The organism is Flavobacterium sp. TSSA_36 (assembly GCF_051547165.1).
Classification (GTDB): domain Bacteria; phylum Bacteroidota; class Bacteroidia; order Flavobacteriales; family Flavobacteriaceae; genus Flavobacterium.
Genome location: NZ_JBPTTP010000004.1, coordinates 22593 through 39598, shown reverse-complemented (window position 1 = coordinate 39598; position 17006 = coordinate 22593). Strand labels below are relative to the sequence as shown.

Here is a 17006-nt window from a genome sequence, read left to right as displayed (position 1 = left end):
TTAAAAAATTATGAAAAAAATATCAATTTTATTTGTAGCAGCTATTGCATTTTTAAGCGTAAGTTGTGACAAAGATTTCGAAACGGTAAACTCGGATCCAAATAATCCGCTAGAAGTTCCGGCTCACTTATTGCTAGGAAATATTATTCGCGTTAATCAAAATGTGATTTATGGAATGCAACAAGGTGGAGATATGGGAATGTGTTGGGCGCAACATGTTTCTAAGGTGCAATATAATGATGAAGAGCGTTATATACCTCGTCGTGGTGCTATTGACGGTGTTTGGGATAATATTTATGCATCTGTAATTTCTGACTCTAAGTCTATGTATGTTTTGGCTGATGCGGAAGGAAATGAAAGTTTAAAAGGAATTTCTTTAGTAATGCAGGCAAATGGTTTTCAAATTCTAACGGATTTATTTGGCCCTATTCCTTTTAATGAGGTTTTTGTTAGTGGTAATTTTAAGCCAAAATATGATAGTCAAGAAGTTGTATATACAGGAATTATAGATATGTTGACTAAAGCAGATGCACTTTTAGCATCTGGTACCGGTACTATTCCTGCATCATCTGATTTAATTTATAAAGGGGATGTTGCTAAATGGAGAAAATTAGCCAATTCTTTAAAATTGAAAGCTTTAATGCGTATTTCTAAAAAGGTTAATGTTGCTTCTCAAGTAGCTGCTTTAGTAGCAGGAGGAAATTTAATGGCTGGAAATGATGATAGTGCTAATATAACTTATCTTGTAGCTCAACCAGACGCTAATCCTATATATGAAACTATTGTATTTGGTGCAAGAGAGGAATATAAAATTAGTTCTGTGTTAGTGGAAAAATTACAATCATTAAATGACTCTCGTTTGACTGTTATAGCAGATAAGAATAATGCAGGATCATATGTTGGTAATATACCTGGTGAAGAAAACACTTCAAATTATGGTGGTTTTTCAGCCTTGGGGTCGTTCTATTTAGAGCCTACTCTTCCAGGTGTAATTTTGTCTTATTCACAAGTTCAATTTTATCTTGCTGAAGCGGCTAACGAAGGACTTATTTCTGGAGGTGTTTCTAAAGCATTAGAATATTATAATAATGGTATCAAGGCTAGTTTTAATTTTAATGGATTAAGTGATGATGCAGCTGATTATATAGACCAACCAAATGTTATTTTTACGAATCAAGCGCAAGCAAGAATTAATATTGGTGAACAAATGTGGATTTCTTTATTTGGTCAAGGATTTGAGGCTTGGACGGAATGGAGAAGAACAGGTTATCCAGCATTGTCTCCAGTAATGCAAGCAGCTCAACCAGCAATACCATCCCGTTTGTACTACAATTCTAATGAGATTTCTTTGAATAAAGATAATTATGCTGCTGCTGTAGCTACTCTAACTGGTGGAGACAAATTGACTACCCCATTGTGGTGGATGAATTAGTACTAAATTTTAAAATATATAAAATGAAAAAAATTAAATTATATTTTTTATCACTCTTTGTAATTGCAGGAATTGTTTCTTGTGAAGAAGATAGTGATACACTTACAGGTAATGAAAGAACTGGAGGTCTTGTAGAGGTTGAGTCTCAGTTAGTAGGTTATGTTGTAGGTAATGGCAATGATAAGAAGTACACGGCTAAATTTTCAATTAATCAAACTGAGGAAGATTTTACTTCTAAAATAGATGTGTATAAGGTTTTTACTAATATAGACGGTAAAACTTCAAATGAAGTTTTGTTGACTACACTTGATGTGCCTGTAGCTCCTGGTGTTCAAAAGGTTTCTTTTGACTTTTCTTTTAATGAGCTTATTAAGGATTTAAAGGTGGATGGCTTGCCAATATCGTCTGACGATGGTTTGTTAAATATTGGTGACGCTTGGACTTTGAAATTTTTAAGTCACACAAGTAGAGGGTATAAGAATCTTAATGCGGCTACAGCTAAAGTGGCTGTGGGAACTCGTTTTGCTGGAAAGTACAAAGTAATTCTTGCTGATAGTAAATATTGGAGAATTGGTGTTCTGACTCAATCTGCTTGGACTGGTGATCTTATTCGTATAGTTGAATCTGTTGATGCGACTACATATAAATTAGTTGAATATGCAGGTCCGTTTGCAGGTCCTACTAATACACATTATTTTAAAATTGATGGTTCTGGAACAGTTAATACACCAGTACTTTATAAAGGTTCAACTCAGTTATTAAATGGCTGGCCACTTATCAACTGTACAGAATCTGCTTCAAATATGTTGAATGCTTGCGCAGTTTCAGGCCCTCAAAATGTAGTTGTTAAAGATGATGTTGCTGGTAAAGATCGAATTTATAGATCTTATGGTTACTTAACTGGTTCTGGTTCAGTTGGACCCAGAGAGGTTTACGAAGTGCTTGAAAAAGTAGTCGAGTAATATTATTTTCTTAAAAAATTTTAAAAGAGGCTGTTTCGTAAAGGAACAGTCTCTTTTTTTTTTAATGTGTTTTTGGTGATTTTAATAATTTTTTTGTAATGTGTATGGAGGTCTTTTGTGTAATTTAATTATTGATATTAATATGTTTTGTATATGTGGAAAATAATGAAAGATTTATTGTTGATAGGTCTTTATTTTGCTTTCGTAGTGTTCCTGATTTGCAAAATTATGATTAAAAAGAGGTGTTGTAGCTTAGTTGGAGTATACTGTTCGTAAATTGAAAGTTGTTTTTAGTGTCTAAGCCGTTTGTTATAGAAATTTTTAGCATTCCTTTTTTTGTTAAAACACCTAAGCCTAATCCAAACCCTTTGAGTTGATGGGTTTTTGATGAATTACTTAAATCTTTGTAGGTTCCAAAGTCGATAATGCCGTTAATGTTTAAATTTGGGTTAATTAAATAATTGTACTCACTTAACAAGGAAATTAGATAATTAGCTTGTAAACTATTCTCTGCAAAACCTCTTATGGAGTACAGTCCACCGAATCTAAAAAGTTCGTTGGTTAGATAGGTGTCGCTTTTTAAGAAATAATTTTGACTTCTAAGATTGATGCTGTGTTTTGAATTAAAGTAAAAATTGTGTGCAAGATTTAAGTGTATGAAATGTTGTTTTTGATTTGGTGTAGAAGACAGAATGTTTGTTTGGTTTCTTTTTCCAATTCCAAAACGGAATTCAATTTTTGTTTTTTCAGGAAATAAATCGTGGTTGGGATCTTTTTTTGCGTAATTAAGGCCAGTTGTAAAAAAATGGTTGGTGTAGTCGCTTACGGAATTGTTGCTGTTTTGAATATCGCTAGAAGTTGTAGATTCGATGCCGATATTTAATCTACTGTTGTAGTTGATGATGTAATTTAGGTTAACTAGTGATTTTGAGTTTTGAAACGTACTATCTTGTTTGAAAATGTGTAGTTGGGCGTTCAGTCCTAGCGTAGTTTTGAATAGATAGTCCAATGTGAGTCCTGTTCGAAATGTTTTTTGATTGTTGCCATCGCTTTTCCAATAGATAAAGAATTCTTCGCCTTGTTTTAGTATATTTTGAAGCTGTATATCTAGGTAGCCGTTAATGGTTGTTTTTTCTGCCTCGTTGTTTCCTAGGCCAATATAGCCATCAAAAGTATTTGCTTTTCTTTTTTCTGCATAAACATAAATTAAGGTTGAATCTTTGCTTAAGAGTAATTGTGGTTTTTTTGTTTGGTTGGCAAACGGATATTTTTCAAATTCTAATTGTATCTCGCGCAGGGAATTTTGGTTAAGTAGCTTGTTTTTGAATTTTTTATTAATTTGTTGGATATGATTATTTGGAAAGAATTTTGCGTCATTGTTTTTTATTACAATTTGATTGATTTTTCTTTGACTGTTTAGTTTGATGTTTAAATCTGCGTAAAGACTGTTTTTGATTTTCTTGATATTTGTTAGCTGTAGTTTGGCTAGAGGATATCCGTTTTGTTCAACTTTTTTAAGAGTTTCTTCTAGGAATGTTGGTAGTTCATTGTATTTGATACCTATGTTTTTTTTTGTTGAAAAATTATTAAGAATAGGATTTAGGAGTTCGTTTTCGGATAGAGATATATAGGTGTATTTTATTGGATCATTTAGTTGAAATTCAATTGAAAAGGTAGAATCGTTTTTTTGTATTATATCTTTCGAGTATTGGTCTAGGTAGCCAATGCTTTTTAGTTTTTCGGATAAGTTGGTGATTTCTTTTTCTAAAGATTTTATGTTTTGGTGTTTGCGGGTATAGTTTAGGGAGTCAATTGTTGTTGTTTCTTTGTCTGATGTTCCGTTTATTTTTAAAATAAAATTTTGAGCCAAGCTAGTTTGGCAAAGAGTGAGGAAAAAGGCAATGATTAGTAATTGTTTCAATTGAATTTCTTTAAAAGATAGCTAACGCAAATATCTATTGAATGTTATGAAAATCATAATCTAAAACAAGGATATTGAAAATTAATGAATTAAGGTTTGTATAGTGAAAAATAATTTATACATTTGCAACCCCGTAAAAAGCGGGAATTTAATATAATAAGAAATTTTTAGTATTAATTATGCCAACAATTCAACAATTAGTAAGAACAGGAAGAACTCAGATAACTAAGAAGAGTAAATCGGTTGCTTTAGATTCTTGTCCTCAAAGAAGAGGGGTTTGTACGCGTGTTTACACTACTACACCAAAAAAACCAAACTCTGCAATGCGTAAAGTAGCGCGTGTACGTTTGACAAATGGTAATGAAGTGAATGCTTACATCCCTGGAGAAGGTCACAATCTACAAGAGCACTCGATAGTATTAGTTAGGGGTGGAAGGGTAAAAGATTTACCAGGAGTTAGATATCACATCGTTCGTGGTGCGCTTGATACATCAGGTGTAGCAGGAAGAACGCAAAGAAGATCTAAGTACGGAGCTAAACGCCCAAAGGAAGCAAAAAAGTAATTTAAAAAGTTAACTGCTTGTAGCTGAAATAGAGTTCATTTTGAATTCTAAGTGATAGTTATGTGCTAATGACAAAAAATTAAAAAAAAGACATGAGAAAAAGAGCGGCAAAGAAAAGACCACTTTTACCAGATCCAAGATTTAATGATCAACTGGTAACACGTTTTGTGAATAACTTAATGTGGGATGGTAAAAAATCTACAGCGTTTAAAGTATTTTATGATGCAATTGACATTATAGAGTCTAAAAAACAAAATGACGAAAAAACTTCATTAGAAATCTGGAAAGATGCCTTGACAAACGTTATGCCTCACGTAGAAGTACGTAGTCGTAGAGTAGGTGGAGCTACCTTTCAAATTCCAATGCAAATTAGACCAGATAGAAAAATTTCTATGGCTATGAAATGGTTAATTCTTTATGCAAGAAGAAGAAACGAAAAATCAATGGCGCAAAGATTGGCTTCAGAATGTTTAGCTGCGGCTAAAGAAGAAGGTGCTGCGGTTAAGAAAAGAATGGATACTCACAAAATGGCAGAAGCTAACAAAGCTTTCTCTCACTTTAGATTTTAATTCATAAAGAAATGGCAAGAGATCTAAAATATACAAGAAATATTGGAATTGCTGCTCACATTGATGCTGGTAAAACAACAACAACGGAGCGTATATTATTCTATACTGGAAAATCACACAAAATTGGTGAAGTGCACGATGGTGCTGCAACAATGGACTGGATGGCACAAGAGCAAGAAAGAGGGATTACTATTACTTCTGCAGCTACAACTTGTGAATGGAATTTTCCAACAGAGCAAGGTAAAGCTTTGCCTGAAACATTACCTTATCACTTCAACATTATCGATACTCCTGGTCACGTTGACTTTACTGTAGAGGTAAATCGTTCGTTACGTGTATTAGATGGTTTGGTTTTCTTGTTTAGTGCGGTAGATGGTGTTGAGCCTCAATCTGAAACTAACTGGAGATTAGCGGATCAGTATCGTGTGCCTCGTATGGGATTTGTTAATAAAATGGACCGTCAAGGATCTAATTTCTTAGCAGTTTGTCAGCAAGTACGTGATATGTTGAAATCTAACGCGGTAGCGATTACTTTGCCAATTGGTGAGGAGAATGATTTTAGAGGGGTTGTTGATTTGGTTAAAAATCAAGCTATTGTTTGGCATGATGCTACGCAAGGTGCTACTTTTGATATTATCGATATCCCTGCGGATATGGTTGATGAAGTAAAAGAATACAGAGATATCCTTATCGAAGCGGTTGCTGATTATGATGAAAACTTGCTTGATAAATACATGGAAGATCCAGATTCTATTACAGAAGAGGAGATTAACAATGCATTAAGAGCAGCTACAATGGATATGGCTATCATTCCGATGATTGCTGGTTCATCTTTCAAAAATAAAGGTGTTCAATTCATGTTAGATGCAGTTTGTAAGTACTTGCCATCTCCAATGGATAAAGAAGGTATTACTGGTATTCATCCTGATGATGCTGAGTTGCTTGAAGAGGATCAAACTCAAATCTTGCGTAAGCCAGATGTAAAAGAGCCTTTCGCAGCATTAGCATTTAAGATTGCTACTGACCCATTCGTAGGTCGTTTGGCTTTCTTCCGTGCTTACTCAGGAAGATTAGATGCTGGGTCTTATGTTTTGAATACACGTTCTGGTAACAAAGAGAGAATTTCTCGTATCTACCAAATGCATGCTAACAAGCAAAACCCAATCGAGTATATCGAGGCAGGTGATATTGGAGCTGCTGTTGGATTTAAAGATATCAAAACTGGAGATACATTGTGTGATGAGAAACACCCAATTATTTTGGAGTCAATGAAATTCCCTGCGCCAGTAATTGGTATCGCTATTGAACCAAAAACAAAAGCTGACGTTGATAAAATGGGTATGGCTTTAGCTAAATTAGCTGAAGAGGATCCAACATTTACGGTTAGAACTGATGAAGCTTCAGGACAAACTATTATCTCAGGTATGGGTGAGTTACACTTAGATATCTTGGTTGATAGAATGAAGCGTGAATTCAAAGTTGAAGTAAACCAAGGTGAGCCTCAAGTGGAATACAAAGAAGCTTTTACAAAATCTGCACAACACAGAGAAACTTACAAGAAACAATCTGGAGGTCGTGGTAAATTCGGTGATATCGTATTTGTACTTGAACCTGCTGATGAAGTAGATGGTAAAGTTCCTGTAGGATTACAATTTATTAACTCTGTAAAAGGAGGTAACGTACCAAAAGAATATATTCCTTCTGTAGAAAAAGGTTTCCGTGAAGCTATGAAAACTGGTCCTTTAGCAGGATACCAAGTAGATAGTTTGAAAGTTACTTTATTGGATGGATCTTTCCACCCTGTGGATTCTGATGCTCTTTCTTTTGAATTGGCAGCTAGAATGGGTTATAGAGAAGTAGCAAAAGCTGCTGGAGCTGTAATTCTTGAGCCAATCATGAAAATGGAAGTGATTACACCTGAAGAAAACATGGGAGATATCGTTGGTGATATTAACCGTCGTAGAGGTCAAGTGAATGACATGGGCGATAGAAATGGTGCAAAAACGATTAAGGCTGATGTTCCGTTATCAGAAATGTTTGGATATGTTACAACTTTAAGAACTTTGTCTTCAGGTCGTGCTACATCTACAATGGAATTTTCACACTACGCTGAAACACCTTCTAATATTTCAGAAGCAGTTATCAAAAAAGCAAAAGGAAACGCATAATCTTTAAGAAAATGAGTCAAAAAATCAGAATAAAATTGAAATCTTACGATCATATGTTGGTGGATAAATCTGCTGAAAAGATTGTAAAAACAGTAAAAACTACTGGTGCTGTGGTAACGGGTCCAATTCCATTGCCAACACACAAAAAATTGTTTACAGTATTGCGTTCTCCGCACGTAAACAAAAAAGCAAGAGAGCAATTTGAAGTAATGTCATATAAGAGATTAATTGATATTTATTCTTCTTCATCTAAAACTATCGATGCTTTAATGAAACTTGAATTACCAAGTGGAGTGGAAGTAGAAATCAAAGTTTAAGTAGTTCTAAAGTAATTAAGGACGCTGTTTTTAGGTAAAAAAAGTTTTTTTGGATTGTGTGTAAATAAGTTATACCTTTGCACCCACTTAAAAAAATAGAATTTGCTTAAAAGCTGCGTTCTATATTTATATTTTAATAATTAATAATTAATATTTATGTCTGGGTTAATTGGTAGAAAAATCGGCATGACTAGTATTTTCGATGAAAACGGGAAGAATATTCCTTGTACGGTAATCGAAGCTGGACCATGTGTTGTTACCCAAGTCAGAACCAAAGAGGTTGACGGGTACGAAGCGTTGCAACTTGGTTTCGATGACAAAAACGAGAAACATTCCACAAAAGCGGCTTTAGGTCACTTTAAAAAAGCGGGAACTGTTGCTAAGAAAAAAGTCGTTGAATTTCAAGATTTTGCAACTGAACAAAAATTAGGAGATCTTATTGATGTTTCTATTTTTGAAGAAGGAGAATTTGTGGATGTACAAGGTGTGTCTAAAGGTAAAGGTTTTCAAGGGGTTGTAAAACGTCACGGTTTTGGTGGTGTTGGTCAAGCAACTCATGGTCAGCATAACCGTTTAAGAGCGCCAGGTTCTGTAGGAGCTTCTTCTTATCCATCTAGAGTATTCAAAGGGATGCGTATGGCTGGAAGAATGGGAGGAGAAAATGTAAAAGTTCAAAACCTTAGAGTTTTAAAAGTAGTTTCTGATAAGAACTTACTTGTTATTAAAGGATGTGTTCCTGGTCATAACAACTCTTATGTAATCATTCAGAAGTAATGGAAGTAAAAGTATTAGATTTCAACGGAAAAGATACTGGAAGAAAAGTACAACTTTCTGATTCAGTATTCGCAATTGAGCCAAACAATCACGCGGTATATCTTGATGTAAAGCAATATTTAGCTAATCAAAGACAAGGGACGCACAAAGCTAAAGAAAGAGCTGAAGTTGCGGGAAGTACACGTAAGATTAAAAAACAAAAAGGTACAGGTACTGCTCGTGCGGGTAGTGCAAAAAATCCTTTGTTTAAAGGTGGTGGAACTGTTTTTGGGCCAAGACCAAGAAGTTATTCATTCAAATTGAATAAAAACTTGAAACGTTTGGCTAGAAAATCTGCTTTCTCTATTAAAGCTAAAGAAGCAAATATTATTGTTTTGGAAGATTTTAATTTTGAAACGCCAAGCACTAAAAATTTCATCAATGTTTTGAAAGCTTTAGAGTTAGAAAACAAAAAATCATTATTCGTATTGGGTGAAACCAATAAAAATGTATATTTGTCGTCACGAAATTTGCAGGGCTCAAATGTCGTAAGTAGCTTAGAATTAAGCACTTATGCTATTTTGAATGCAAATAATTTAGTGCTTTTGGAGAGTTCTTTGGAAGTAATTGAAGAAAATTTAAGTAAATAATAGGATATGAGTATCATAATTAAACCTATAGTAACGGAAAAAGTAACCAAAGAAAGTGAAGTTTTGAACCGTTTTGGATTCGAAGTGAACAGAAAAGCTAACAAAATTGAAATTAAGAAAGCTATTGAAGCTACTTATGGCGTAAATGTTGTTAGTGTGAACACGATGAATGTTAGACCAGACAGAACTACAAAATACACTAAAAGTGGTTTAATCAGTGGAAAGACAAATGCTATTAAGAAGGCAATTGTACAAGTACAAGAAGGAGAAACAATTGATTTTTACAACAATATCTAAGATAGAAAAATGTCAGTAAGAAAATTAAAACCTATTACCCCAGGTCAGCGATTTAGAGTTGTGAATGGTTATGACGCTATTACAACTGATAAGCCGGAACGCTCTTTGATAGCGCCGATAAAAAACTCTGGAGGTAGAAATAGTCAAGGAAAGATGACCATGCGTTATACGGGTGGTGGTCACAAGCAGAGATATCGTATTATTGATTTTAAACGTACAAAAGAAGGAATTCCTGCTACGGTAAAATCAATTGAATATGATCCAAATCGTACTGCATTTATCGCTTTATTAGCTTATGCTGATGGTGAAAAAACTTATATTATCGCTCAAAACGGTTTGAAAGTTGGTCAGAAATTAGTTTCTGGTACAGAATCTCAACCTGAAATTGGTAATACGCTACCTTTAAGCAGAATTCCTTTAGGAACTGTTATTTCTTGTATTGAATTGAGACCAGGACAAGGAGCTGTAATTGCTCGTTCAGCTGGAACATTTGCTCAATTAATGGCAAGAGATGGAAAATACGCTACAATTAAAATGCCTTCTGGAGAAACAAGATTAATCTTGTTGACTTGTTCGGCTACAATTGGAGCGGTTTCTAATTCAGACCACCAATTAGTTGTATCAGGAAAAGCTGGTAGAACAAGATGGTTAGGCAGAAGACCTAGAACAAGACCTGTTGCAATGAACCCTGTTGATCACCCAATGGGTGGTGGAGAAGGTCGTTCTTCTGGTGGACATCCACGCTCTAGAAACGGTATACCTGCTAAAGGTTATAGAACACGTTCTAAGAAAAACCCGAGTAACAAGTACATTGTAGAACGTAGAAAGAAATAATAAGATATGGCACGTTCATTAAAAAAAGGACCTTTCGTTCATTATAAGTTAGAAAAGAAAGTTGAAGAAAACATCGCAGGTGGTAATAAAGGAGTGGTTAAGACTTGGTCTAGAGCTTCTATGATTACTCCAGACTTTGTTGGACAAACTATCGCAGTTCATAACGGTCGTCAGTTTGTACCTGTTTACGTTACAGAAAACATGGTAGGACATAAATTAGGAGAATTTTCACCAACGAGATCTTTTAGAGGTCATGCTGGAGCAAAAAATAAAGGTAAAAAATAAGAAGCAATGGGAGTTCGTAAAAGAGAAACAGCAGATGCGAGAAAAGAGGCTAATAAGTCTATTGCTTTCGCGAAGTTAAATAACTGCCCTACTTCACCTAGAAAAATGCGCTTAGTAGCAGATCTAGTAAGAGGTCAGAAGGTAGAAAGAGCACTTAACATTTTAAGATTTAGTTCTAAAGAAGCTTCAAGAAAATTAGAAAAACTATTATTATCTGCAATCAACAACTGGGAGCAAAAAAATAGTGACGCTAGTTTAGAAGAAGCGGGATTATTTGTTAAGGAAATCCGCGTAGATGGTGGAATGATGTTGAAAAGACTTCGTCCAGCTCCACAAGGAAGAGCACACAGAATAAGAAAACGTTCTAATCACGTAACAATCGTGTTAGGAGCTATCAATAACACACAAAGCAATTCTTAAGCAGCATGGGACAAAAGACAAATCCAATTGGAAATAGACTTGGTATCATCAGAGGATGGGACTCAAACTGGTATGGTGGAAATGATTACGGTGATAAATTAGCCGAAGATCACAAAATCAGAAAGTATGTTCATGCTCGTTTATCAAAAGCTAGTGTATCAAAAGTAATCATCGAGAGAACTTTGAAACTTGTAACCGTTACTATCACTACTGCTAGACCTGGTATCATTATCGGTAAAGGTGGACAAGAGGTAGACAAGTTGAAAGAAGAACTTAAGAAAATTACTGACAAAGAGGTTCAAATTAACATCTTTGAAATCAAAAGACCTGAACTTGACGCGTATCTAGTTGCTACAAGCATCTGTCGTCAAATTGAGAGCAGAATTTCTTACAGACGTGCTATTAAAATGGCCATCGCAGCCTCTATGCGTATGAATGCTGAAGGAATAAAAGTATTGATTTCTGGTCGTTTGAACGGTGCTGAAATGGCACGTTCAGAAGGATTCAAAGAAGGTAGAATACCTCTATCAACTTTCAGAGCTGATATTGATTATGCACTTGCAGAAGCTCATACTACTTATGGTAGAATGGGAATCAAAGTGTGGATCATGAAAGGTGAAGTTTATGGTAAGAGAGATCTTTCTCCACTTGCTGGCATGGACAAAAAACAAGCTGGTGGTAAAGGAGGGGATTCTTCTAGAGGAGACAGAAAACCTTTTAACAAAGGTGGAAAACCAGACGCTCGTAAAAGAAAGTAAATTTTTAAACTAAAGAAAAATGTTACAGCCTAAAAGAACAAAGTATCGTAAGGTACAAAAGGGTAAAATGAAAGGGAATTCTCAAAGAGGACATGAACTTTCAAATGGAATGTTTGGTATTAAATCTGTACATGAAGATGGAATGTTCTTGACCTCTCGTCAAATAGAGGCTGCGCGTATTGCTGCAACTCGTTACATGAAAAGAGAAGGACAATTATGGATTAAAATATTCCCAGACAAACCAATCACTAAGAAGCCTCTTGAGGTACGTATGGGTAAAGGTAAAGGTGCCGTAGAATATTGGGCAGCTGTAGTTAAACCCGGAAGAATTATGTTCGAAGTTGGAGGAGTACCTTTGTCAGTTGCAAAAGAGGCGTTACGTCTTGCGGCCCAAAAGCTTCCAGTTAAAACTAAATTCGTTGTTGCAAGAGATTTCGAAGCATAATCTATATTATTATGAAACAATCAGAAATAAAAGATCTTTCTGCAGCCGAGTTGCAAGAAAAACTAAGTCAAACTAAAAAGGTTTATGCCGATTTAAAAATGGCTCACGCTATTTCTCCGATCGAAAATCCACTTCAAATTAGAAGTGTACGTAGAACGGTTGCTAGATTAGCTACAGAACTTACTAAAAGAGAGTTACAATAATTGTAATCTGCTGAAAGATGGAAAAAAGAAATTTAAGAAAAGAAAGAATTGGTGTGGTTACTTCAAACAAAATGGATAAGTCTATTGTTGTTGCTCAAGTAACTAGAGTAAAACACCCATTATACGGTAAGTTCGTGTTGAAAACAAAGAAATTTGTAGCACACGACGAAACAAACGACTGTAACATTGGAGATACTGTAAGAATTAGCGAAACGCGTCCTTTGAGTAAATCAAAATGTTGGAGATTAGTTGAAATCCTAGAAAGAGCTAAATAATTATGGTACAACAAGAATCAAGACTAAAAGTAGCAGATAACACAGGAGCTAAAGAAGTTTTAACTATCCGTGTTTTAGGAGGTACCAAAAGAAGGTATGCCTCTGTTGGTGACAAGATTGTAGTTTCTATCAAAGATGCAACTCCAAACGGAAACGTTAAAAAAGGAGCTGTTTCAACTGCAGTTGTTGTACGTACCAAAAAAGAAGTGAGAAGAGCCGATGGTTCATACATCAGATTTGATGACAATGCTTGTGTATTGTTAAATGCTGCTGGTGAGATGAGAGGAACTCGTGTTTTTGGTCCGGTAGCAAGAGAACTTCGTGAAAAACAATTCATGAAAATTGTATCATTAGCACCAGAAGTGCTTTAATTCGTTATAAGATGATAAAGCTAAAAATAAAATCAGGAGACATCGTAAGAGTAATTGCTGGAGACCATAAAGGTGCTGAAGGTAAAGTTTTACGTGTTTACCGTGAGAAAAACAAAGCGATTGTTGAAGGTGTGAACATGGTTTCTAAACACACGAAACCAAGTGCAAAAAACCCTCAAGGTGGTATTGTAAAAAAGGAAGCTTCTATACAAATTTCTAATATTGCTCTTATTGATCCAAAAACAAAGGAGACTACAAGAGTGGGTATTAGAGTAGAAGGAGATAAGAAAGTAAGATTTTCAAAAAAATCTAATCAAGTACTATAGTAATGGCATATATACCTAGACTAAAAGAAGAATATAAGAGCAGAGTTATTGCTGCTCTTAAAGAAGAGTTCGGTTACTCAAATATAATGGAAGTTCCAAAATTGGAAAAGATTGTATTGAGTAAAGGAGTTGGTGCAGCAGTATCTGATAAAAAATTAATCGACTATGCAGTTGAGGAGTTAACAAAGATTACTGGACAGAAAGCGATAGCTACTATTTCTAAAAAAGACGTTGCGTCTTTCAAACTTAGAAAAGGAATGCCAATTGGAGCAAAAGTGACTTTACGTGGAGAAAGAATGTATGAGTTTTTAGATAGACTTATTACTTCATCTTTACCACGTGTTAGAGACTTTAGTGGAATTAAATCTACTGGTTTTGACGGAAGAGGAAATTATAACTTAGGAGTTTTAGAACAAATCATTTTCCCTGAAATTGATATTGATAAAGTAAACAAAATATCTGGTATGGATATTTCCTTTGTTACTTCTGCAAAAACTGATAAAGAAGCAAAGTCATTGTTGGCTGAATTAGGTTTACCTTTTAAAAAGAATTAAGATATGGCTAAAGAATCAATGAAAGCCCGTGAGGTGAAAAGAGAAAAAACGGTTTTAAAGTATGCTGAGAAAAGAAAAGCTTTGTTAGAAGCTGGAGATTTTGTAGGTTTGCAAAAATTACCGAAAAACGCTTCGCCAGTTCGTTTGCATAATCGTTGTAAATTAACAGGTAGACCAAGAGGGTATATGCGTCAATTCGGTATTTCACGTGTAACATTCCGTGAAATGGCTAACAATGGATTGATACCAGGTGTTAAAAAAGCATCTTGGTAAATTAAAATATTCAGACGTGAGTAATCACGTCTGTTTTTCACATTTATAAACTGGTTTCAGGTTCGAATTATGAGTATATTTCGAAAACCGTCACCGCAAATTGATACATATGTATACAGATCCAATTGCAGATTATTTAACGAGAGTTAGAAACGCTGTGGCTGCAAACCACAAAGTTGTTGAAATTCCCGCATCTAATCTAAAAAAAGAAATAACTAAGATCTTATTTGATCAAGGTTATATCTTAAGTTACAAATTTGAAGACAACGCTGTTCAGGGTTCAATCAAAATTGCTTTAAAGTACGATAAAGTTACTAAAGAGCCTGTAATTAAAGATATCCAAAGAATTAGTAAACCAGGTTTACGTAAGTACGCAGGTGCTTCTAAATTGCCTAGAATCCTTAATGGATTAGGAATTGCTATTGTTTCTACATCAAAAGGTTTGATGACAGGAAAACAAGCTAAGCAATTGAATGTAGGAGGAGAAGTAATTTGTTACGTATACTAATTATTAAAGACGAGATAAGATGTCAAGAATAGGTAAAAGCCCAGTAACTATACCAGCTGGAGTAACTGTTACAGTTGCTGATGGTATAATTACAGTAAAAGGAAAAAATGGTCAATTGACACAGGAGTTTTCGGACGTGACTGTGACTGTTGATGGAGATCAAGTTCTAGTGGAACGATCTTCAGATCACAAAAACCAAAGAGCGAAGCATGGATTATACCGCTCATTAATCAATAATATGATTGTTGGTGTTAATGAAGGTTTTACAAAATCTTTAGAGTTGGTTGGGGTAGGTTATAGAGCTTCAAATCAAGGTCAAAAATTAGATTTAGCTTTAGGTTTTTCTCATAATATAGTTTTAGAGATTGCTCCAGAGGTGACTTTGGAAACTATTTCTGAAAAAGGTAAGAACCCAATCGTTAAGTTAACTTCTTTTGATAAACAACTTTTAGGACAAGTTGCTGCTAAAATTAGAGGTTTCCGTAAACCAGAACCTTACAAAGGTAAAGGGGTTAAGTTTGTAGGTGAAGTATTAAGAAGAAAAGCAGGTAAATCAGCTTAAAAAATAAGATTATGTCATTAACAAAACCTGAAAGAAGACAGAGAATTAGATTCAGAATTAGAAAAACGATTAGTGGTACTGCTACTAAACCAAGACTTTCTGTTTTTAGAAGTAACAAAGAAATTTATGCTCAATTAATTGATGATGTAAACGGAGTTACTTTATTAGCTGCCTCTTCAAGAGAAAAAGAAATAGGAAAAGGTACGAACATTGAAGTAGCTACAGCCGTAGGTAAGTTAGTTGCTGAAAAGGCTTTAAAAGCTGGTGTTGAAACAGTAACATTCGATAGAGGAGGTTATTTATATCACGGTCGTATTAAATCATTAGCAGAAGGCGCAAGAGCGGCTGGGCTTAAATTCTAATATAGTATGTCTAATAAATACAAGAATATAGAGTTAGTAAAACCAAGTGGTCTTGAATTAAAAGATCGTTTGGTGAGTGTAAATCGTGTTACTAAAGTTACAAAAGGTGGTAGAGCTTTCGGTTTTTCTGCAATTGTAGTGGTAGGTGATGAAAATGGAGTGGTTGGACACGGATTAGGTAAATCTAAAGATGTTTCTGAAGCTATTGCTAAAGCAGTAGAAGATGCAAAGAAAAACTTAGTTAGAATTCCTTTGAATGGTCAGTCAGTTCCTCACGAACAAAAAGGTAAATTTGGTGGTGCACGTGTGTTCTTAATTCCTGCTTCTCATGGTACAGGAGTTATTGCTGGTGGAGCTGTTCGTTCAGTTCTAGAATCAGTAGGTATTCACGATGTATTGTCAAAATCTCAAGGATCTTCAAATCCTCATAATGTGGTTAAAGCTACTTTTGATGCTTTATTACAAATGAGAAGTGCGCACACTGTTGCAAAACAAAGAGGAGTTTCTTTAGAGAAAGTTTTTAAAGGTTAATTCAAGGAAATTATGGCTAAATTATTAGTAAAACAAGTACGTAGCAAAATCAACTGTCCTTTGTCTCAAAAAAGAGGATTAGAAGCTTTGGGTTTACGTAAAATGGGACAAGTTGTAGAGCATGATTCAAATCCTGCTATCCTTGGTATGATAAATAAAGTTAAACACTTAGTTTCTGTTGAAGAAATTAAATAACAAATACTGGTATGAATTTAAGTAATTTACAACCTGCTGAAGGTTCTACACACAATCAAAATAAAAGATTAGGTAGAGGAGAAGGTTCTGGTAAAGGTGGAACTTCTGCAAGAGGTCACAAAGGAGCTAAATCTCGTTCTGGTTATTCTAAAAAGATTGGATTTGAAGGAGGGCAAATGCCACTTCAAAGACGTGTACCTAAGTTTGGTTTCACAAACATCAACCGTAAAGAATACGAAGGTGTTAATTTAGATACACTTCAATTATTAGTTGATAATGGTATAGTAACAGATGCTGTAGATATGTCTGTTTATGTTGCTAATCGTTTGGCTACTAAAAATGAAATCGTTAAGATTTTAGGAAGAGGTGAATTGAAGGCAAAATTAAAGGTATCTGCTCACAAATTTACTGCAACGGCAAAAGCGGCTATTGAAGCTGCTGGAGGTGAAGCAGTAACATTATAATTTTTCTA

27 protein-coding genes are annotated in these 17006 nt (G+C 34.8%); 26 read left to right on the top strand and 1 reads right to left on the bottom strand.

All coding sequences use genetic code 11. From position 1 onward, the window contains the following. Positions 1-10 precede the first annotated feature (10 nt). Both ACSVH7_RS09395 and ACSVH7_RS09390 read left to right on the top strand, forming a co-directional pair. Entirely contained in the window at positions 11-1432 is a 1422-nt protein-coding gene (locus tag ACSVH7_RS09395) for a SusD/RagB family nutrient-binding outer membrane lipoprotein (protein WP_438066439.1), read from the top strand. Between the two features lie 23 nt (positions 1433-1455). Beyond that, the gene (locus ACSVH7_RS09390) at positions 1456-2394 is read left to right on the top strand and encodes a hypothetical protein (RefSeq protein WP_438066438.1); all 939 of its coding nucleotides are present in this window, start codon (positions 1456-1458) and stop codon (positions 2392-2394) included. 232 nt (positions 2395-2626) lie between these two features. On the opposite strand, the gene ACSVH7_RS09385 is transcribed toward ACSVH7_RS09390, so the two are convergent. Then, the gene (locus tag ACSVH7_RS09385; RefSeq protein WP_438066437.1) at positions 2627-4315 is read right to left on the bottom strand and encodes a hypothetical protein; all 1689 of its coding nucleotides are present in this window, start codon (positions 4313-4315) and stop codon (positions 2627-2629) included. 179 nt (positions 4316-4494) lie between these two features. Between ACSVH7_RS09385 and rpsL the strand changes: the two genes are divergently transcribed. The 24 genes from rpsL to rplO all read left to right on the top strand — a co-directional run bounded on the left by rpsL (position 4495) and on the right by rplO (position 16998). Then, positions 4495-4878: a 30S ribosomal protein S12 gene (gene rpsL / locus ACSVH7_RS09380; RefSeq protein WP_007136570.1), complete on the top strand. Its 384-nt coding sequence runs from the start codon at positions 4495-4497 to the stop codon at positions 4876-4878. Between the two features lie 92 nt (positions 4879-4970). Further along, positions 4971-5447, top strand: a complete 477-nt coding sequence (rpsG, locus tag ACSVH7_RS09375; protein WP_024981505.1) for a 30S ribosomal protein S7 — start codon at positions 4971-4973, stop codon at positions 5445-5447. Between the two features lie 11 nt (positions 5448-5458). Next, complete coding sequence (gene fusA / locus ACSVH7_RS09370; protein ID WP_438066436.1) at positions 5459-7615, top strand: elongation factor G; 2157 nt, start codon at positions 5459-5461, stop codon at positions 7613-7615. An 11-nt stretch (positions 7616-7626) separates the two neighbouring features. After that, positions 7627-7932, top strand: a complete 306-nt coding sequence (gene rpsJ / locus ACSVH7_RS09365) for a 30S ribosomal protein S10 (protein WP_007803605.1) — start codon at positions 7627-7629, stop codon at positions 7930-7932. A 156-nt stretch (positions 7933-8088) separates the two neighbouring features. Continuing rightward, on the top strand, positions 8089-8706 hold the full coding sequence (gene rplC, locus ACSVH7_RS09360) for a 50S ribosomal protein L3 (RefSeq protein WP_024981507.1): 618 nt from the start codon (positions 8089-8091) through the stop codon (positions 8704-8706). Beyond that, positions 8706-9335 carry a 50S ribosomal protein L4 gene (gene rplD / locus ACSVH7_RS09355; protein ID WP_438066435.1) on the top strand — a complete coding sequence of 210 codons (630 nt, stop codon included), beginning with the start codon at positions 8706-8708 and terminating at the stop codon, positions 9333-9335. Before rplC ends, rplD begins: the two co-directional genes overlap by 1 nt. Before the next feature lie 6 nt (positions 9336-9341). Next, complete coding sequence (gene rplW, locus ACSVH7_RS09350) at positions 9342-9632, top strand: 50S ribosomal protein L23 (RefSeq protein WP_438066434.1); 291 nt, start codon at positions 9342-9344, stop codon at positions 9630-9632. A 9-nt stretch (positions 9633-9641) separates the two neighbouring features. Next, a complete protein-coding gene (gene rplB / locus ACSVH7_RS09345; protein WP_438066433.1) occupies positions 9642-10466 on the top strand; it encodes a 50S ribosomal protein L2 in 825 nt (274 codons plus the stop codon). Between the two features lie 6 nt (positions 10467-10472). Then, complete coding sequence (gene rpsS / locus ACSVH7_RS09340; protein WP_024981511.1) at positions 10473-10751, top strand: 30S ribosomal protein S19; 279 nt, start codon at positions 10473-10475, stop codon at positions 10749-10751. A gap of 6 nt (positions 10752-10757) precedes the next feature. After that, positions 10758-11171, top strand: coding sequence for a 50S ribosomal protein L22 (gene rplV / locus ACSVH7_RS09335; protein WP_438061547.1), 414 nt, complete (start codon positions 10758-10760; stop codon positions 11169-11171). Between the two features lie 5 nt (positions 11172-11176). Continuing rightward, positions 11177-11929 (top strand): 30S ribosomal protein S3, encoded by a 753-nt coding sequence (gene rpsC, locus ACSVH7_RS09330; RefSeq protein ID WP_024981513.1) that lies wholly within the window; start codon positions 11177-11179, stop codon positions 11927-11929. 19 nt (positions 11930-11948) lie between these two features. After that, positions 11949-12374: a 50S ribosomal protein L16 gene (rplP, locus tag ACSVH7_RS09325; protein ID WP_017495016.1), complete on the top strand. Its 426-nt coding sequence runs from the start codon at positions 11949-11951 to the stop codon at positions 12372-12374. A gap of 11 nt (positions 12375-12385) precedes the next feature. Continuing rightward, positions 12386-12577 (top strand): 50S ribosomal protein L29, encoded by a 192-nt coding sequence (gene rpmC, locus ACSVH7_RS09320; protein WP_031456038.1) that lies wholly within the window; start codon positions 12386-12388, stop codon positions 12575-12577. Positions 12578-12594: 17 nt separating this feature from the next. Next, positions 12595-12852 carry a 30S ribosomal protein S17 gene (gene rpsQ, locus ACSVH7_RS09315; RefSeq protein ID WP_438061545.1) on the top strand — a complete coding sequence of 86 codons (258 nt, stop codon included), beginning with the start codon at positions 12595-12597 and terminating at the stop codon, positions 12850-12852. A gap of 2 nt (positions 12853-12854) precedes the next feature. Continuing rightward, entirely contained in the window at positions 12855-13223 is a 369-nt protein-coding gene (gene rplN / locus ACSVH7_RS09310) for a 50S ribosomal protein L14 (RefSeq protein ID WP_007803649.1), read from the top strand. A gap of 11 nt (positions 13224-13234) precedes the next feature. Further along, a complete protein-coding gene (rplX, locus tag ACSVH7_RS09305; protein ID WP_026727873.1) occupies positions 13235-13549 on the top strand; it encodes a 50S ribosomal protein L24 in 315 nt (104 codons plus the stop codon). A gap of 2 nt (positions 13550-13551) precedes the next feature. Continuing rightward, positions 13552-14103, top strand: a complete 552-nt coding sequence (gene rplE / locus ACSVH7_RS09300; RefSeq protein WP_298294545.1) for a 50S ribosomal protein L5 — start codon at positions 13552-13554, stop codon at positions 14101-14103. A gap of 3 nt (positions 14104-14106) precedes the next feature. Next, on the top strand, positions 14107-14376 hold the full coding sequence (rpsN, locus tag ACSVH7_RS09295) for an uS14 family ribosomal protein (RefSeq protein WP_438066432.1): 270 nt from the start codon (positions 14107-14109) through the stop codon (positions 14374-14376). Positions 14377-14485: 109 nt separating this feature from the next. After that, the gene (gene rpsH, locus ACSVH7_RS09290) at positions 14486-14884 is read left to right on the top strand and encodes a 30S ribosomal protein S8 (protein ID WP_438066431.1); all 399 of its coding nucleotides are present in this window, start codon (positions 14486-14488) and stop codon (positions 14882-14884) included. A 19-nt stretch (positions 14885-14903) separates the two neighbouring features. Then, positions 14904-15446 carry a 50S ribosomal protein L6 gene (gene rplF / locus ACSVH7_RS09285; RefSeq protein WP_438066430.1) on the top strand — a complete coding sequence of 181 codons (543 nt, stop codon included), beginning with the start codon at positions 14904-14906 and terminating at the stop codon, positions 15444-15446. Between the two features lie 11 nt (positions 15447-15457). Then, complete coding sequence (rplR, locus tag ACSVH7_RS09280) at positions 15458-15808, top strand: 50S ribosomal protein L18 (protein WP_438066429.1); 351 nt, start codon at positions 15458-15460, stop codon at positions 15806-15808. 6 nt (positions 15809-15814) lie between these two features. Continuing rightward, on the top strand, positions 15815-16339 hold the full coding sequence (gene rpsE / locus ACSVH7_RS09275) for a 30S ribosomal protein S5 (protein ID WP_024981522.1): 525 nt from the start codon (positions 15815-15817) through the stop codon (positions 16337-16339). A 12-nt stretch (positions 16340-16351) separates the two neighbouring features. Then, on the top strand, positions 16352-16534 hold the full coding sequence (gene rpmD / locus ACSVH7_RS09270; protein WP_438066428.1) for an uL30 family ribosomal protein: 183 nt from the start codon (positions 16352-16354) through the stop codon (positions 16532-16534). Positions 16535-16545: 11 nt separating this feature from the next. Continuing rightward, the gene (gene rplO, locus ACSVH7_RS09265) at positions 16546-16998 is read left to right on the top strand and encodes a 50S ribosomal protein L15 (RefSeq protein WP_024981524.1); all 453 of its coding nucleotides are present in this window, start codon (positions 16546-16548) and stop codon (positions 16996-16998) included. The last annotated feature ends 8 nt before the right edge of the window (positions 16999-17006 follow it).

Excerpts from the sequence above, each read along its gene's own strand:
- ACSVH7_RS09395 (WP_438066439.1), top strand. The coding sequence starts at position 11 with ATGAAAAAAATATCAATTTTATTTGTAGCAGCTATTGCATTTTTAAGC.
- ACSVH7_RS09390 (WP_438066438.1), top strand. The coding sequence starts at position 1,456 with ATGAAAAAAATTAAATTATATTTTTTATCACTCTTTGTAATTGCAGGA.
- rpsL (WP_007136570.1), top strand. The coding sequence starts at position 4,495 with ATGCCAACAATTCAACAATTAGTAAGAACAGGAAGAACTCAGATAACT.
- rpsG (WP_024981505.1), top strand. The coding sequence starts at position 4,971 with ATGAGAAAAAGAGCGGCAAAGAAAAGACCACTTTTACCAGATCCAAGA.
- fusA (WP_438066436.1), top strand. The coding sequence starts at position 5,459 with ATGGCAAGAGATCTAAAATATACAAGAAATATTGGAATTGCTGCTCAC.
- rpsJ (WP_007803605.1), top strand. The coding sequence starts at position 7,627 with ATGAGTCAAAAAATCAGAATAAAATTGAAATCTTACGATCATATGTTG.
- rplC (WP_024981507.1), top strand. The coding sequence starts at position 8,089 with ATGTCTGGGTTAATTGGTAGAAAAATCGGCATGACTAGTATTTTCGAT.
- rplD (WP_438066435.1), top strand. The coding sequence starts at position 8,706 with ATGGAAGTAAAAGTATTAGATTTCAACGGAAAAGATACTGGAAGAAAA.
- rplW (WP_438066434.1), top strand. The coding sequence starts at position 9,342 with ATGAGTATCATAATTAAACCTATAGTAACGGAAAAAGTAACCAAAGAA.
- rplB (WP_438066433.1), top strand. The coding sequence starts at position 9,642 with ATGTCAGTAAGAAAATTAAAACCTATTACCCCAGGTCAGCGATTTAGA.
- rpsS (WP_024981511.1), top strand. The coding sequence starts at position 10,473 with ATGGCACGTTCATTAAAAAAAGGACCTTTCGTTCATTATAAGTTAGAA.
- rplV (WP_438061547.1), top strand. The coding sequence starts at position 10,758 with ATGGGAGTTCGTAAAAGAGAAACAGCAGATGCGAGAAAAGAGGCTAAT.
- rpsC (WP_024981513.1), top strand. The coding sequence starts at position 11,177 with ATGGGACAAAAGACAAATCCAATTGGAAATAGACTTGGTATCATCAGA.
- rplP (WP_017495016.1), top strand. The coding sequence starts at position 11,949 with ATGTTACAGCCTAAAAGAACAAAGTATCGTAAGGTACAAAAGGGTAAA.
- rpmC (WP_031456038.1), top strand. The coding sequence starts at position 12,386 with ATGAAACAATCAGAAATAAAAGATCTTTCTGCAGCCGAGTTGCAAGAA.
- rpsQ (WP_438061545.1), top strand. The coding sequence starts at position 12,595 with ATGGAAAAAAGAAATTTAAGAAAAGAAAGAATTGGTGTGGTTACTTCA.
- rplN (WP_007803649.1), top strand. The coding sequence starts at position 12,855 with ATGGTACAACAAGAATCAAGACTAAAAGTAGCAGATAACACAGGAGCT.
- rplX (WP_026727873.1), top strand. The coding sequence starts at position 13,235 with ATGATAAAGCTAAAAATAAAATCAGGAGACATCGTAAGAGTAATTGCT.
- rplE (WP_298294545.1), top strand. The coding sequence starts at position 13,552 with ATGGCATATATACCTAGACTAAAAGAAGAATATAAGAGCAGAGTTATT.
- rpsN (WP_438066432.1), top strand. The coding sequence starts at position 14,107 with ATGGCTAAAGAATCAATGAAAGCCCGTGAGGTGAAAAGAGAAAAAACG.
- rpsH (WP_438066431.1), top strand. The coding sequence starts at position 14,486 with ATGTATACAGATCCAATTGCAGATTATTTAACGAGAGTTAGAAACGCT.
- rplF (WP_438066430.1), top strand. The coding sequence starts at position 14,904 with ATGTCAAGAATAGGTAAAAGCCCAGTAACTATACCAGCTGGAGTAACT.
- rplR (WP_438066429.1), top strand. The coding sequence starts at position 15,458 with ATGTCATTAACAAAACCTGAAAGAAGACAGAGAATTAGATTCAGAATT.
- rpsE (WP_024981522.1), top strand. The coding sequence starts at position 15,815 with ATGTCTAATAAATACAAGAATATAGAGTTAGTAAAACCAAGTGGTCTT.
- rpmD (WP_438066428.1), top strand. The coding sequence starts at position 16,352 with ATGGCTAAATTATTAGTAAAACAAGTACGTAGCAAAATCAACTGTCCT.
- rplO (WP_024981524.1), top strand. The coding sequence starts at position 16,546 with ATGAATTTAAGTAATTTACAACCTGCTGAAGGTTCTACACACAATCAA.